Consider the following 14,733-nt stretch of genomic DNA (forward strand, 5'->3'; position numbering starts at 1 on the left):
AAGAGAATTTCAAGCCGGTATCGCTTAACGATACCGGCAAGTGATTAAAATTTAATCTTATGACGCCCGGCCAGCGAGTGCGACAGCGTAGTGCCATCGACCATCTCCAGCTCGCCGCCCACCGGCACGCCATGGGCGATGCGGCTGGCGTCAACGCCATATTGCCCGCACAGCTCGGCGATGTAATTAGCGGTGGCTTCACCCTCTACCGTGGGATTAGTCGCCAGAATCACCTCCTGCAGCGTCTCCTTCTCCAGGCGCTGCTCCAGGCGATCCAGACCAATATCCTGCGGGCCGATGCCATCCAGCGGCGACAAATGGCCCATCAGCACAAAGTAACGTCCGCCAAACTGGCCGGTCTGCTCAATGGCGTGGATATCCGCCGGGCTCTCCACCACGCAGATCTGGCCGTTTTGCTGACGGCGCGGATTGGCGCAAATGGTGCAGATCTCCTGCTCGGTAAAGGTGCGGCAATCGGCACAGTGGCCGATCTCTGACATGGCGCGGGTTAACGCCTGCGCCAGACGCATGCCACCGCTGCGATCGCGCTGCAATAGCTGAAACGCCATGCGCTGCGCCGACTTCGGGCCAACGCCCGGCAGACAGCGCAGTGATTCCATTAAAGATTCAAGCAGTGGACTGGTTTGCATCAGAACGGCATCTTAAAGCCAGGTGGCAGCTGCATACCGGAAGAGACAGAGGCCATCTTCTCTTTCTGCGTCTCATCAATACGGCGTGCCGCATCGTTGAACGCTGCCGCGATCAGATCTTCCAGCATATCTTTATCATCTTCCAGCAGGCTGGGATCGACTTCAACACGACGGCAATTGTGCGCGCCGTTGATGGTGACTTTGACCAGACCAGCACCTGATTCACCGGTGACTTCCAGTGCGGCGATCTCTTCCTGAACCTTGGCCATTTTGTCCTGCATCTGCTGGGCCTGCTTCATCAGGTTGCCCAATCCGCCTTTACCAAACATAGTTTTCTCTCTCTGCTGGGGCTGCGCGCAACCTCTGCGCGACAGCGTGATCATACGGGTCGAATACTCTCTTCATCCAGGTCCGCATCGAAGAAACGACGCAGCATCTGGATATGCGTATCGCTTGCGATTGACTGGCGCGCCTGCGCCAGCTTCTCTTCATAAATGGCCTGACGCCACTCCAGCGGCGTTAACACCGCGGGATTATCATCTTCTACTATAGCCAATTCAATCGACTGGCCGGCTGCCTGGCTCAGCGCCTCCTGAATCGCCTGACGCGCGGAAGCAGAGTTAAGATGGCGCTGGCTGCTGCGCAGATGCAGCGTAACCCCCTGCTCATTCACCTCTTTCCACGCGTTCAGCGCCACCTGCTGCACCAGTTTGGGCAGCGTCAGGCTGGCAATCTCTGCCGCCCAGGCGTCGCGCTGCAGCGCCTCTTCTGCCAGCCTGAGGGATAGCTCAGGGGTTTTCTCATGCTCCAGCGCAGAACGCAAGGCTTTTGGCGTTGCGACCGGCTCCGGCGTTATCGCCTCCTGCTGCTGCGCTTTCCAGCGATAAGCTTCCGGTTTAGCCGGGGTTTTTACTGCCGGTTCAGAGGCGCGCTGCTGCACCCGCTCCGTGACGCTTGCCAGACGCTCCAGCGCCGGATTTGCCGGCCGCGCGGAACGCGCTGCCGGCTCACTCTTTTTTGCCTTGCCGGCTCCCTGACGCAGCAACTGCGTTCGCGCCTGTAATAGCTGACTGGTGGCATCCGGCAGCGTCTCCGGCGCCGATTGCATATCCGGATAATCATCGGATGGCGGCGGCTCATCGCTGACGGGCGGCGCCATCTGCGGCTGCGCGGCTGGTGCCGGCGGCGCTTTTGCGGCTGGGTGCGGCTTTTGCTGCCGGCGCGGCAGGCGCAACCTGCGGTGCTGCCTGCGGCATCAGCGACGGGCGTGCAACCGGTTCAGCAATCGTTGCCTGTGGGTGAAACGCCAGCGCACGCAGCAGCGTCATCTCAATACCAAGACGGCGATCCGGCGCCAGCGGTAGATCTTTGCGTCCCATCAGCAGCGTTTGATAGTAGAGCTGGACATCGGCTGGCGGCAGCACGCGGGCTAAATCGCGCAGGCGCTGCGCCTGGCTGGCATCATCTTCCCCCAGTGAGCCGGGCAGCAGCTGCACCATGGCTATGCGGTGCAGTAAACGCAGCATCTCTACCAGCAGCGCTTCCCACTCCACACCGCGTGAGGCAGCCTGATTCAGCAGCGCCATCACCTGTTCGCCGTTACCCTCTGCCAGCGCTTCAATCAGCGCCAGCGGCTGTTCGTCATCCAGCGTGCCGAGCATCTGCGCCACGGTTTCACGCGTGACGCTGCCCTGGCCCATGGCAATCGCCTGATCGGTCAGGCTAAGCGCATCGCGCATACTGCCATCGGCGGCGCGCGCCAGCAGATGCAGCGCCCGCGGTTCAGCGGCGATCGCCTCCTGCTGCAGCACGTGCGCCAGCTGCTGCTGAATCTGTTCAACATCGAGTGCTTTAAGGTGGAACTGCAGGCAGCGCGACAAAATAGTGACCGGCAGCTTCTGCGGATCGGTGGTCGCCAGCAGGAACTTCACGTGTGAAGGCGGCTCTTCGAGCGTTTTCAGCAGCGCATTAAAACTGTGGCGCGACAGCATATGCACTTCATCGATCAGATAGACCTTGAAGCGCCCGCGCGCCGGTGCGTACTGCACGTTATCCAGCAGATCGCGCGTATCTTCCACTTTCGTGCGTGAAGCCGCATCGATCTCAATCAGATCAACGAAACGACCCTGCTCGATTTCACGACAGTTATCACACTGACCGCATGGCGTTGCCGTAATCCCGGTTTCACAGTTGAGGCCCTTTGCCAGCAAACGCGCAATCGAGGTCTTACCCACGCCGCGTGTGCCGGAGAAGAGATAAGCATGATGGATGCGTCCCAGTGATAACCCGTTAGCCAGCGCGGTCAGCACATGTTCCTGACCGACTACGTCAGCGAAGGCCTGGGGACGCCATTTTCGCGCAAGTACCTGATAGCTCATGTGGATTCGATCACTGGAGTTTATTGAGTTGGCACAGCGGCACGGCTAATGAACCGGGTTCCGCCATAAGGCAAAAGGGGAAAAATGCAGCTTCGCAAACCCTGTGTATTTGGGCAGTAGTTTAACAGCCACAACCCGATATGCCTATACCCGTCATCATTCCGCCGTAGGGCTTACGCTGGTGGGAGAGGGAGAACGTGATGAGGGTTGCGCCCCACATAAGCGCGGAGCGCACAAGCCTTAATGGCCGGGGAAGTTCACCAGGCTGTAGCAGTCGATGCCCAGCGCGCTAAGGCGCTTTTCGCCGCTCAGATCGAACAGATTGATCACGAACGCCGCATCTTTTACCTCGCCGCCAGCGCGGCGGATCAGCTTAACGGTGGCTTCGATGGTGCCGCCGGTTGCCAGCAGATCGTCCACCACCAGCACCACGTCGCCCGGAGCGATCGCATCTTTGTGCAGCTCCAGCGCATCCGAACCGTACTCCAGCTCATAGCTTTCGCTGAAGGTTTCACGCGGCAGCTTACCAGGCTTGCGCACAGGCACAAACCCCACGCCGAGGCCCAGCGCAACCGGCGCACCAAACAGGAAACCACGCGCTTCCGTTCCCACGACTTTCGTGATGCCTTTGTTACGATAACGCTCCACCAGGATGGCGATTGACGCGGCATAGGCCTGCGGATCTTCCATCAGGCTGGTAACGTCCCGGAACAGGATGCCCGGCTTTGGATAGTCAGGGATGCTTTTGATGCTGTTTTTGATCAGTTCAAGCTGCTGCGCAGTTGCGGTCATAAAGGTTACGCCTGGAAAAATATCTAATACGCGCGGCTTCAGACAGCGCCAATTCCCGGAGACCGGGTTAAGCAAAGTCGTTTCTCAATGGGAAGCCACGCACGAAGATGCCCAAATCTAAGCAAACAGCCGGCTAAATGCAACCCTGACGCTACGGTTCGCGCACGTTGGTACTCTCTGCCACCACCGGAATGCGCCACATAAACAGCAGCAGCAGACATAACATCACGCCCAGCAGGATGCGCACCCACAGCAGGTGCACCAGCCAGGCCGAAAGGGCAAAGGTGATGACAATCAGCAACATGGCACGCCCTTTCGCCCCTGGCGGCATAGCGCGATGCTGCTGCCAGTGGCGAAGGTAACGGCCAAAAGGTGAGCGCCACAGCAGCCAGTGATGAAAACGCGGTGACGAGCGGGCAAAACACCAGGCAGCCAGTAACATGAATGGCGTGGTCGGTAATAATGGTAATACAATGCCCAGCGTGCCCAGCACAATCGCCAGCCAGCCCAGGCTTAACAGTAAAATGCGCTGCATGCCGGATGCCTGAAAAGAGTTATAACAGCGCTACGTTAACACAGACGGAACTTTTGTCATGCCCCAACCGCCCGCCCAACAGCGTCTAAGCACAATGATTGACCAGCTGCGCCAGCAGATTGCGCAGCAGCCAGACGGTGCCTGCCGGCAGCCACGCTTTGATAGCCAGCTGTTTCGCTGTAAAGGCACGCGACTGGCCGACTATCTGCTTGAGCTGGAGCACAATGCGGCGCAGCTTGCCGCGACAGCGGATGTGATGCGCCGTCAGTGGCTGGGGGAGAAGATTCTCGATCAGATCGCCGCGCTCCAGCGCGAGTGCCAGAGCCAGCAGCTGCGTGTGGCGCGCGAACGCCCCCGCAGCGATCCGCGCCAGCGTAAGCGTGACGAATATCAGGCTATGAAACACGCCTGCTGGCGATGCTGCAACAGCGCGAGCAGCATCTGGCGCGCGTTGAAACGCTGAGCGTTCAGCAGCAGCTGATTCGTGAGGTGGAGATCTTACAGGAGCGTCTGGCGCGTTGTCGCGCCGCGATGCAAAAACTGGAGCTGCAATCCACCCGCGCCTGAATCGCGCGCATGCTCCTCTATACTGATTGCAGCATGAAACAGGAGGTCATCATGACACTCGTCATCTGGATAGTGATTGGCCTGGCCGCCGGCTGGCTGAAGCGCGTGCTGTTTCCCGGCCGGCGGCGGATTTATCCCTACGCTGGTGCTGGCAGTGATTGGCGCGCTGATCGGCGGCTATATTACCGCCTATTTTACCTCTGGCGATCTCAGTACGCTGCATCCGGCCGGATTTATCATGGCATTGGCTGGTGCGCTGGTTATGTTACTGGTTGCCGCCAAATTACGCATTTAGGAGAGAAGATGTCGCTGGAAACCGCACCCGATGAGATCAAACTGGCGGTCGATTTGATTCAGCTGCTGGAAGAGAACCATGTACCTGCCGCTACCGTGCTGGCGGCGCTGGCAATAGTCCAGCGCGATTATCAGCAGAAGCAGGCTGTCGAGCAGCAGGCTTAGCGTCCGGCAGCCAGCGTGGGGCTCAGCCGCAGCATATCGATAAAGGCGTCCACCAGCTGCGGCGCCTCCTCGGCCAGATCAAAACTGTCGGGATTGAACAGCCAGCTCTCCATCATGCCGTTAATATAGCCGCGCATTAGCAGGGCCGCCTGCCGGGTGTTCAGGCCGGCGGGCAGCTGGCCAGCCTCAATACAGAGACGCAGCACCTCTTCGATACGATCATAACAGGTCTGCAAGAGTCCCTGCTGTATGGCCATTAAGGTAGTCATTTCGCCAACGAACTCACATTTATGGAAGATAATCTCCATTAATGCGCGTCTTTGCGGGTCCTTTGCTGTGGCGTCAAGGATATAGATCAGCATCGAACGCATTACAGAAAGTGGATCGCCAGGGTATTTTGTCTGATACTCAAGTTCCACATCGTCAAGCCCAGCGTCACAACGTAGCCAGATCTCCTGTAACAGATCGGCTTTATTTTTAAAGTGCCAGTAGATAGCACCGCGTGTGACGCCGGCGGCTGTGGCGATATCCGCCAGTGTGGTTGCGGCCACACCGTGTACAGAAAAGTGAGCTAATGCGGCATCAAGAATTTGATGCCGTGTTTCAAGTGCTTGCGCTTTGGTTTTTCGTGCCATAGAGGGCTTATTTTACAAACTGGCAAGTTTACATACATTTGTGAATGTATGTACCATAGCACGACCCGTGTTTTAACGCAGCAATGGGTTTATCGGTTTGTGATCCATTGATCATTTGATATCGGACACTAGAGGTTTATTTATGAATAAAAACAGAGGATTAGCGCCTCTGGCGGCCGCCGTGATGCTTTCAGGCAGCTTTTTGTTAACAGGATGTGATGATAATAAATCCCAGCAATCCGCCCAGCAGCAACCCCCGGAAGTGGGCGTAGTCACGTTAAAAAATGAGCCGCTGAAAATCACAACTGAACTGCCAGGCCGCACATCGGCTTTCCGCGTGGCAGAAGTGCGTCCGCAGGTGTCGGGTATCATTCTGAAGCGTAATTTTGTTGAAGGCACGGATGTTAAGGCTGGCGTCTCGCTGTATCAGATCGATCCGGCCACCTACCAGGCCGCTTACGATAGCGCAAAAGGCGATTTAGCCCAGGCGCAGGCTAACGCACGCGTAGCCCAGCTGACCCTGAAACGCTATAAGCCGCTGCTGGGTACCAAGTACATCAGCCAGCAGGATTATGATAACGCAGCAGCGACAGCGGCCCAGACTGCCGCAGCGGTGCAGGCTTCACAGGCCAACGTAGAGACGGCCCGTATCAACCTGGCGTATACCAAAGTGACCTCGCCTATCAGCGGCCGGATCGGTAAATCATCCGTGACCGAAGGGGCCCTGGTCTCAAGCGGTCAGACCACCGCTCTGGCAACCGTGCAGCAGCTCGACCCGATGTACGTTGACGTGACCCAATCCAGCGATGATTTCCTGCGTTTACGTGGGGAGCTGGAGTCCGGTCAGCTGAAGCAGAACGACGGCAAAGCGAACGTTACCCTGCTGATGCAAGACGGCAGCGCCTATAAGCAGCCCGGCACGCTGGAGTTCTCTGATGTGACCGTGGATGAAACCACCGGCTCCATCACCCTGCGCGCCATCTTCCCGAACCCGGACCATCGTCTGTTACCTGGCATGTTTGTGCGCGCGCGTCTGGATGAAGGCACCAACCCGAACGCCCTGCTGGTTCCTCAGCAAGGTGTGACCCGTACGCCAACCGGTGAAGCCAGCGCCATGGTTGTCGGCGCAGACAACAAAGTTGAAGTGCGTAAGATCACCGCAAATCAGGCATTTGGCGACAAATGGCTGGTGACCGAAGGTCTTAAAGAGGGCGATCGCGTGATTACCGTAGGTACTCAGCGTGCGAAACCGGGTGCGCAGGTGACGCCACAAGAAGTCAAAGACGATGCCAATGCACTACCAGATTCACAGTCTGCTAAATCATCGTCATAAACAGGAGCCGTTGATACATGGCTAAGTTCTTTATCGATCGCCCCATTTTCGCCTGGGTGCTCGCCATCATTATTATGCTGGCGGGTGCGCTATCGATTATCAACCTGCCGATTGAGCAATATCCCAACGTTGCGCCACCGGCGGTTGAAATTCAGGCCTCTTATCCGGGCGCAGATGCGAAAACGCTGCAGGATTCGGTAACCCAGGTTATCGAGCAAAACATGAACGGCATCGACGGGCTGATGTATATGTCCTCGAGCAGTGACTCGTCCGGTACGCTGACGCTGACGCTGACTTTCCAGTCCGGTACGGATGCGGATATCGCGCAGGTTCAGGTGCAGAACAAACTGCAGCTGGCCATGCCGCTGCTGCCGCAGGAAGTACAGCAACAGGGGATTCAGGTTAAGAAATCCTCCAGCAGCTTCCTGATGGTAGCCGGTTTCGTTAGCGAAGATGGCAGCATGACGCAGAATGACATCTCTGACTATGTTGCCTCTAACATCAAAGACCCTATCAGCCGTACGCCGGGTGTTGGTGATACGCAGGTATTTGGTGCGCAGTATGCGATGCGCATCTGGCTTGATCCGCACAAACTCAACAACTACCAGCTGACGCCGGTGGATGTGATCAGTGCGCTGCAAACCCAGAACACCCAGGTGGCTGCCGGTCAGCTGGGCGGTACGCCACCGGCGCCGGGTCAGCAGCTCAACGCCTCCATCATTGCGCAAACCCGTCTGACCTCCACCGACGAGTTCGGCAATATCATGCTGAAGGTGAATCAGGATGGTTCGCAGGTGCGCCTGCGTGACGTTGCGAAGATCGAGCTCGGGGGTGAAAACTACGAGATCATCGCGCGTTACAACGGGAAACCCGCCTCCGGTATCGGTGTTAAACTGGCGACCGGCGCTAACGCCCTGGACACGGCTGACGCGGTGAAAGCGGAGCTGGCGAAGCTGGAACCGTTCTTCCCGTCAGGCATGAAAACCGTCTACCCGTACGACACCACGCCGTTCGTTAAGATCTCAATCTTCGAAGTGGTTAAAACGCTGTTTGAAGCCATTGTGCTGGTGTTCCTGGTGATGTATCTGTTCCTGCAGAACTTCCGCGCCACGCTGATTCCAACCATTGCGGTGCCGGTCGTCCTGCTGGGGACCTTTGCCATTATCAGCGCCTTTGGCTACTCGATAAACACGCTGACGATGTTCGGTATGGTGCTTGCCATCGGCCTGCTGGTGGATGACGCCATCGTGGTGGTCGAGAACGTTGAGCGCGTGATGGCGGAAGAGGGTCTGCCGCCAAAAGAGGCGACCCGCCGTTCAATGGAGCAGATTCAGGGTGCGCTGGTGGGGATCGCGCTGGTTCTGTCAGCGGTATTTATCCCGATGGCCTTCTTCGGCGGTTCAACCGGTGTTATCTATCGCCAGTTCTCCATCACCATCGTTTCAGCGATGGCGCTGTCGGTGCTGGTGGCGTTGATTCTGACGCCGGCGCTGTGCGCCACAATGCTGAAGCCGATCAAGAAGGGCGACCACGGCAAAACCACTGGTTTCTTTGGCTGGTTTAACCGCTTGTTTGATAAGAGCACCAACCACTACGTCGATAGCGTAGGCCATATCATCCGTAGTACCGGTCGCTATCTGGTTATCTATCTGGTGATCGTTGTCGGTATGGCTTACCTGTTCCTGAAACTGCCCTCCTCCTTCCTGCCGGAAGAGGATCAGGGTCTGTTACTGGCACAGGCGCAGCTGCCTGCCGGCGCGACTCAGGAACGTACCCAGAAAGTGCTGGATCAGGTGACCGATTACTTCCTGACCAAAGAGAAAGACAGCGTTAACTCGGTGTTTACCGTTAACGGCTTCGGCTTCGCCGGTCGTGGTCAGAACACCGGTATCGCCTTCGTCAGCCTCAAGCCATGGGATGAGCGTAGCGATGCCAGCCTGAAAGTGCCGGCCATTGCCGGACGTGCGATGCAGGCGCTGGGTCAGATTAAAGATGCGATGGTGTTCCCGTTCAACCTGCCAGCGATTATCGAACTGGGTAACGCAACCGGCTTTGACTTCCAGCTGATTGACCAGGGTAACCTCGGCCATGAGAAGCTGACTGCCGCGCGTAACCAGCTGTTTGGCATGATCGCCCAGCATCCGGATACGCTGGTTGGCGTGCGTCCAAATGGTCTGGAAGATACGCCGCAGTACAAGCTGATCATCGATCAGGAGAAAGCGCAGGCGCTGGGTGTGTCGCTGTCTGACATTAACACCACGCTGGGTGCTGCCTGGGGCGGCTCTTACGTCAATGACTTCATTGACCGTGGCCGCGTCAAGAAAGTGTACGTGATGGGTAAAGCCGATTCGCGCATGCTGCCGGATGACATCAGCAAGTGGTACGTGCGCAACAGCGCAGGCACCATGGTGCCGTTCTCCAGCTTCTCCTCGGCGAAGTGGCAGTACGGTTCACCGCGCCTGGAGCGCTATAACGGTCTCCCATCAATGGAGATCCTGGGTCAGGCTGCACCGGGCAAGAGCTCGGGTGATGCCATGAACCTGATGGAAGAGCTGGCGGGCAAACTGCCGGCAGGTATTGGTTACGACTGGACCGGCATGTCCTATCAGGAACGTCTCTCCGGTAACCAGGCACCTGCGCTCTATGCGATCTCACTGATTGTGGTGTTCCTGTGTCTGGCGGCACTGTATGAGAGCTGGTCAATTCCGTTCTCGGTCATGCTGGTGGTACCGCTGGGCGTAATTGGTGCGCTGATCTTTACCACGCTGCGTGGCCTGAGTAACGACGTCTACTTCGTGGTAGGGCTGTTGACCACCATCGGCCTCTCGGCGAAGAACGCCATCCTGATTGTTGAATTCGCCAAGGATTTGATGGAGAAGGAGGGCAAAGGCCTGGTGGAGTCAACGCTGGAAGCCTCACGTATGCGTCTGCGTCCGATTCTGATGACGTCACTGGCGTTTATCCTCGGCGTACTGCCGCTGGCAATCAGCAGCGGTGCCGGTTCCGGCGCACAGAACGCCGTTGGTACAGGCGTGATGGGCGGCATGGTGACCGCGACAGCGCTGGCGATCTTCTTCGTGCCGGTGTTCTTCGTGGTGGTGCGCCGCCGTTTCAGCAAAAATAAATCGGAGCTGGAACAAGGGCATCCGACAGAGCAGAACCACTAAGTTTTACGCTCTCTTATCAAGGCCGCTAATGCGGCCTTTTTTTTGCCTTCCGCCCGGTGATACCCACGTAACGATCGCGGTTGCAATCAAATCCTGCCAGGTTCATACTATTGTTATATTATAACATTACATGAGAGAGCAGTTATGAAAGCAAATATCCATCCGCACTATCGTCCAGTGGTATTCCATGACACCACCGCCGACGAATACTTCAAAGTCGGTTCCACCATTAAGACCGATCGCACCATCCAGTTTGAAGGGGAAGAGCTGCCGTACGTGACGCTTGATGTCTCATCAAAATCGCACGTTTACTACACCGGTAAGCAGAAAGAGTTTGCCAAAGAGGGCAGCGCCGCACGCTTCAACAAGCGTTTCGGCAGCTTCCTGACGCGCAGCAAGTAAGCGGGGAGCAGCAGCATGCAGGTGGTCAGTTCATTGCGGTCTGCCAAGACCCGTCACAAAGATTGCAAAGTCGTGCGTCGTAAAGGCCGGATTTATGTGATTTGCAAAACGAATCCGCGCTTTAAGGCGGTGCAGGGAAGAAAGAAAAAACGTTAGGAAAGTGTCGTGATAATTGGCCGGGATGCTCCCCGGCTTTTTTATTACTTCATGGTCGCCAGCATGGCATCCACATTGTGCTTAAATGCCGCAACGTAGGTCGCTGCCGGCCCGTTCGCCGCAGATAAAGCTTCCGGATAGAGTTCACCACCCGGCTGAGCGCCGGTTTCACTGGCTATCTGTTTCACCAGGCGCGGGTCGGTCTGGTTCTCAACAAAATAGGTTTTGATATGCTCAGCTTTCAGCTGCTTAATGATTGCTGCCACATCGCTGGCGCTGGCTTCCGCTTCCGTTGAGAAGCAACCGGAGCAAGGAAGGTGACGCCATAGCGCTGACCAAAGTAGCCAAACGCATCGTGACTGGTAAGCACTTTACGCTTGCTAAGCGGCACTGCTTCGAACGATCTCTTTGCCCAGCCGTCCAGCTGTTGCAGTTGCTGAATATAGCGCTCGCCGCTTTTACGAATCTCCGCTTCATCCTGAGGATCGGCTTTGATCAATGCGTTCATCACGTTGGTGGCGTAGATCACGCCATTTTGCATGCTGTTCCACGCATGCGGATCGGTCACGGTTTTCCCCTCCTCCTCCATCTTACGGGTGTTCACGCCGTTTGAGGCCACCACCACGTTGCCTGTGTAGCCAGATGCGCTAATCAGGCGATCCATCCAGCCCTCCATGCCCAGTCCACTGACAAACACCACGTCCGCTTTTGCCAGCGCCTGACTATCCTGCGGCGTGGGTTCAAAGGTGTGCGGATCGCCATCCGGCCCAACCAGTGATTTCACCTTAACGTGATCGCCGCCCACCTGCTTAACGATATCCGCCAGTACGGTGAAGCTCGCCACGGCATCCACGGTTTTCGCCAGCGTCAGCGGGCTGATGAACATGGCTGCGATGGCCAGGCTCAACGGTAACTTCTTCATACGTATCCCCTTATTATTGCATTATCGACGGCGCAGCAGGCCGCCACATGGTCCTGTCAACACGGACAGTAAAAACAGCACGGCTGCACTCAGTACCACAGCCGGTCCGGCGGGCAGCGAGTAGTGCCATGAAAGAATCAGACCGATGAGCGCCGCAACAATAGCCAGCAGCATGGCGATGCCGAGCATGCTGGCAAGGTGGCGGCTCCAGAAACGTGCACTGGTAGCCGGCAGCATCATCAGGCCGACGGACATTAACGTGCCCAGCACCTGGAAGCCCGCCACCAGATTGAGCACCACTAAGGTAAGAAAGATGCCGTGCACCAGCGGCGCGCTCCACTTGCCCTGGGCCCGCAGGAAGTCGGGATCAAATGCATCAATCACCAGCGGCCGGAAGATCACGGCCAGCGTCAGCAGCGTAAACGCGGCGATGCTTCCCACCAGCAGAATGGCGCTGTTATCCACCGCCAGCAGTGAGCCAAACAGCACATGCAGTAGATCAACGCTGGATCCGCGCAGCGACACCAGCGTAACGCCCAGCGCCAGCGAACCCAGATAGAAGCCAGAGAAGCTGGCGTCCTCCTTTAATGGCGTATATCGGCTAACCGCCCCTGAGAGCAGCGCCACCGCCAGCCCGGCGATCAGTCCGCCGATACCCATCGCAACCAGCGATAATCCTGAGACCAGATAGCCGATGGCGGCACCCGGCAGTACCGCATGCGATAACGCATCGCCGACCAGGCTCATGCGGCGCAGCGAGAGAAACACCCCGAGCGGCGTGGCGCTGACGGCTAACGCGACGCAGGCCACTAAGGCGCGGCGCATAAAACCGAATTCGATGAAGGGTTGAATAAGGGTCATGAGGCCACCCTGCGCAGCAGCGGCGTCTGCACCGTACTGCTCTCATCCAGCGACAGCACATCCGTAAAGTAACGCGCGACCAGCGGGCGATCGTGCAGCACCACCAGCAGCGTGGTGCCCTTCTGCTGCTGCTGCTGCAGAATCGACATCAGTAACGTAACGGTGGGCGTATCAATGCCATTGAACGGCTCATCCAGCAGCCAGACTCTGCTCTGCTGCAGCAGCAGTCGCGCAAAGAGCACGCGCTGCAGCTGGCCGCCGGAGAGCATGGCGGGCTGCGCGTCGGCAAACTCACGCATCTGCACGGCATCCAGCGCAGCATCAATCTCCTGACGCAAGGCGCGGGTGATACCGCCAAACCAGCCACAGCGTGGCCAGCAGCCCATGGCCACCAGCTCATAAGCGGTCAATGGAAAACGTGTTTCCAGCTCGCTGCGCTGCGGCAACCAGCCAAGTGCATTGCGTGAAATGTGGAGTTCGCAGCTGCCGCTAACGGGAGGAATCAATCCGGCGATGGTTTTTAATAAGGTCGATTTTCCGGTGCCGTTGGCGCCGACCAGCGCTGTCATACTGCCGGCGGCCAGCGCACCGGTGACCTGCGGCGTCACCGCCCTGCCCTGATAACCGCCCTGCAGTTGGTTAAAACGCATCATTTCTGTATCCCCCACCAGAGCGCCAGCGCCAGCAGTGCGCACAGCAGCAGCGCAACCGTCAGGCGTCCGCCAAGGGACAAAAGTAATCCACTGTGATTCATTACCCGCAAACCAAAATGTTATAACATAACATTTATCCTAACCGATCGCGGTCCCATGCCGCGCGGGCAAAGTGTTTCAAAAAAAATCAGGCAGCCAGAAAGATTGGGTTAACGTATTGTCTTTATGTGCCTGAAAGTTGTGCCCCATCGCAGTAATCGCCCGTTCTGTTTACGGGCACCTTGCTTTGTGGTGCTGAAAACACAATGATAGATACACTCTTCCTTATACGAGGATGCCAGATGCAGTCTATTATTCATTGTGATATCGCTGTGGATGAGGATGATTGCGGCAAGCTACAGAGAATAATACAGGGGAATATTCTCAAAATAGCTGAAGCTCTCGCCGGTGATTTACAGTGGTATTCGCAAAACGCGAAATTAGTTCCGGACAGTTTTAAGATTATTTCCATTCAACGGTTCAATCACGATCGATTTAAAATGCTTTACGATTTCACGTGGGATTTATTTAATCCCTGCCTGGATTTAAATGAAACCTTTACGCGACGTGAAGCCGTTACATTCCACATTACGCCCGGTGCGCTGGTGTTTGACGTGATCGACAATACGCAGCCATCACCCGCTGATGAATTGTAATATTTGGTAATTGGGTGAGCAAAGCTAATGAATGTGGATTATATTTGAAAGGTCGCTGAATTACTTTTATTCGTGATCGCTCCCTGGTAGCTTTTCCAAATCTCGCCGCGTTGCGGTACCTGTGCTCGCTATGGAGGGGAAAAAGATGGACGAATACTCACCGAAACGGCATGATATTGCCCAGCTTAAATTTCTGTGTGAGAGCCTGTTTGACGAAAGTATGGCGACGTTAACGGATAGCCACCACGGCTGGGTTAATGATCCCACTTCGCCAGGCAATTTACAGCTCAACGATTTGATTGAGCATATCGCCTCTTTCACGATGAATTACAAAATTAAGCACGTTGAAGATGAAGCGCTGATTACGCAAATCGATGAATATCTTGACGATACCTTTATGTTGTTCAGCAGTTATGGAATCAATTCTCAGGATCTTCAGCGGTGGCAACGTTCAGCAAAACGCTTATTTAATCTGTTTGCCGAAGAGTGCGCTTATCTCCAGCAACCCAGCCATTCCTTTTAGCATCA

Annotated in this window: 14 protein-coding genes, 4 pseudogenes and 1 other annotated feature; of the genes and pseudogenes, 9 read left to right on the forward strand and 9 right to left on the reverse strand. The window is 56.5% G+C overall.

Going from position 1 to position 14,733, the window contains the following annotated elements; genetic code table 11:
• Positions 1-44: 44 nt before the first annotated feature.
• The 5 genes and pseudogenes from recR to HA48_RS05030 all read right to left on the reverse strand — a co-directional run bounded on the left by recR (position 45) and on the right by HA48_RS05030 (position 4,355).
• Positions 45-650 (reverse strand): recombination mediator RecR, encoded by a 606-nt coding sequence (gene recR / locus HA48_RS05010; RefSeq protein ID WP_128600053.1) that lies wholly within the window; start codon positions 648-650, stop codon positions 45-47.
• Complete coding sequence (locus tag HA48_RS05015) at positions 650-979, reverse strand: YbaB/EbfC family nucleoid-associated protein (RefSeq protein WP_031377860.1); 330 nt, start codon at positions 977-979, stop codon at positions 650-652. Before HA48_RS05015 ends, recR begins: the two co-directional genes overlap by 1 nt.
• Before the next feature lie 50 nt (positions 980-1,029).
• Positions 1,030-3,028 (reverse strand): annotated as a pseudogene (dnaX, locus tag HA48_RS05020) (DNA polymerase III subunit gamma/tau).
• Positions 1,627-1,688: a sequence feature (DnaX frameshifting element), on the reverse strand. Its footprint overlaps the pseudogene before it by 62 nt.
• A 240-nt stretch (positions 3,029-3,268) precedes the next feature.
• A complete protein-coding gene (gene apt, locus HA48_RS05025) occupies positions 3,269-3,820 on the reverse strand; it encodes an adenine phosphoribosyltransferase (protein WP_128600054.1) in 552 nt (183 codons plus the stop codon).
• A gap of 151 nt (positions 3,821-3,971) precedes the next feature.
• On the reverse strand, positions 3,972-4,355 hold the full coding sequence (locus HA48_RS05030; protein WP_128600055.1) for a DUF454 family protein: 384 nt from the start codon (positions 4,353-4,355) through the stop codon (positions 3,972-3,974).
• A 58-nt stretch (positions 4,356-4,413) separates the two neighbouring features.
• Between HA48_RS05030 and priC the strand changes: the two are divergent.
• The 3 genes and pseudogenes from priC (at position 4,414) to rsmS (ending at position 5,381) form a co-directional block, all read left to right on the forward strand.
• Positions 4,414-4,922: pseudogene (gene priC, locus HA48_RS05035) on the forward strand (primosomal replication protein PriC).
• A 51-nt stretch (positions 4,923-4,973) separates the two neighbouring features.
• Positions 4,974-5,217, forward strand: a pseudogene (locus tag HA48_RS05040) (GlsB/YeaQ/YmgE family stress response membrane protein).
• An 8-nt stretch (positions 5,218-5,225) separates the two neighbouring features.
• Entirely contained in the window at positions 5,226-5,381 is a 156-nt protein-coding gene (gene rsmS, locus HA48_RS05045; RefSeq protein ID WP_128600056.1) for a pleiotropic regulatory protein RsmS, read from the forward strand.
• On the opposite strand, the gene acrR is transcribed toward rsmS, so the two are convergent.
• Positions 5,378-6,016, reverse strand: coding sequence for a multidrug efflux transporter transcriptional repressor AcrR (gene acrR, locus HA48_RS05050; RefSeq protein WP_128600057.1), 639 nt, complete (start codon positions 6,014-6,016; stop codon positions 5,378-5,380). The two genes, rsmS and acrR, sit on opposite strands and share 4 nt — an antisense overlap.
• Positions 6,017-6,158: 142 nt before the next feature.
• Here acrR and HA48_RS05055 point away from each other — a divergent pair, with 142 nt between their 5' ends.
• From HA48_RS05055 to ykgO, 4 genes are all read left to right on the forward strand, one after another.
• Positions 6,159-7,349: an efflux RND transporter periplasmic adaptor subunit gene (locus tag HA48_RS05055; RefSeq protein ID WP_128600058.1), complete on the forward strand. Its 1,191-nt coding sequence runs from the start codon at positions 6,159-6,161 to the stop codon at positions 7,347-7,349.
• A gap of 17 nt (positions 7,350-7,366) precedes the next feature.
• Positions 7,367-10,516, forward strand: a complete 3,150-nt coding sequence (locus HA48_RS05060; protein WP_128600059.1) for an efflux RND transporter permease subunit — start codon at positions 7,367-7,369, stop codon at positions 10,514-10,516.
• A gap of 144 nt (positions 10,517-10,660) precedes the next feature.
• Complete coding sequence (locus tag HA48_RS05065) at positions 10,661-10,918, forward strand: type B 50S ribosomal protein L31 (RefSeq protein ID WP_128600060.1); 258 nt, start codon at positions 10,661-10,663, stop codon at positions 10,916-10,918.
• Positions 10,919-10,933: 15 nt separating this feature from the next.
• Entirely contained in the window at positions 10,934-11,074 is a 141-nt protein-coding gene (gene ykgO, locus HA48_RS05070) for a type B 50S ribosomal protein L36 (protein WP_010616859.1), read from the forward strand.
• A 44-nt stretch (positions 11,075-11,118) separates the two neighbouring features.
• Here ykgO and HA48_RS05075 read toward each other — a convergent pair.
• From HA48_RS05075 to HA48_RS05085, 3 genes and pseudogenes are all read right to left on the reverse strand, one after another.
• Positions 11,119-11,996: pseudogene (locus tag HA48_RS05075) on the reverse strand (metal ABC transporter substrate-binding protein).
• A gap of 21 nt (positions 11,997-12,017) precedes the next feature.
• Complete coding sequence (locus HA48_RS05080; protein ID WP_128600061.1) at positions 12,018-12,857, reverse strand: metal ABC transporter permease; 840 nt, start codon at positions 12,855-12,857, stop codon at positions 12,018-12,020.
• Complete coding sequence (locus tag HA48_RS05085) at positions 12,854-13,510, reverse strand: metal ABC transporter ATP-binding protein (protein WP_128600062.1); 657 nt, start codon at positions 13,508-13,510, stop codon at positions 12,854-12,856. The genes HA48_RS05080 and HA48_RS05085 overlap by 4 nt, the downstream gene beginning before the upstream one ends.
• Positions 13,511-13,851: 341 nt before the next feature.
• On the opposite strand from HA48_RS05085, the gene HA48_RS05090 reads away from it, so the two are divergent.
• Positions 13,852-14,205 (forward strand): hypothetical protein, encoded by a 354-nt coding sequence (locus HA48_RS05090; protein WP_128600063.1) that lies wholly within the window; start codon positions 13,852-13,854, stop codon positions 14,203-14,205.
• 145 nt (positions 14,206-14,350) lie between these two features.
• Complete coding sequence (tomB, locus tag HA48_RS05095) at positions 14,351-14,728, forward strand: Hha toxicity modulator TomB (RefSeq protein ID WP_128600064.1); 378 nt, start codon at positions 14,351-14,353, stop codon at positions 14,726-14,728.
• The last annotated feature ends 5 nt before the right edge of the window (positions 14,729-14,733 follow it).

The organism is Pantoea wallisii (genome assembly GCF_002095485.1).
GTDB lineage: Bacteria > Pseudomonadota > Gammaproteobacteria > Enterobacterales > Enterobacteriaceae > Pantoea > Pantoea wallisii.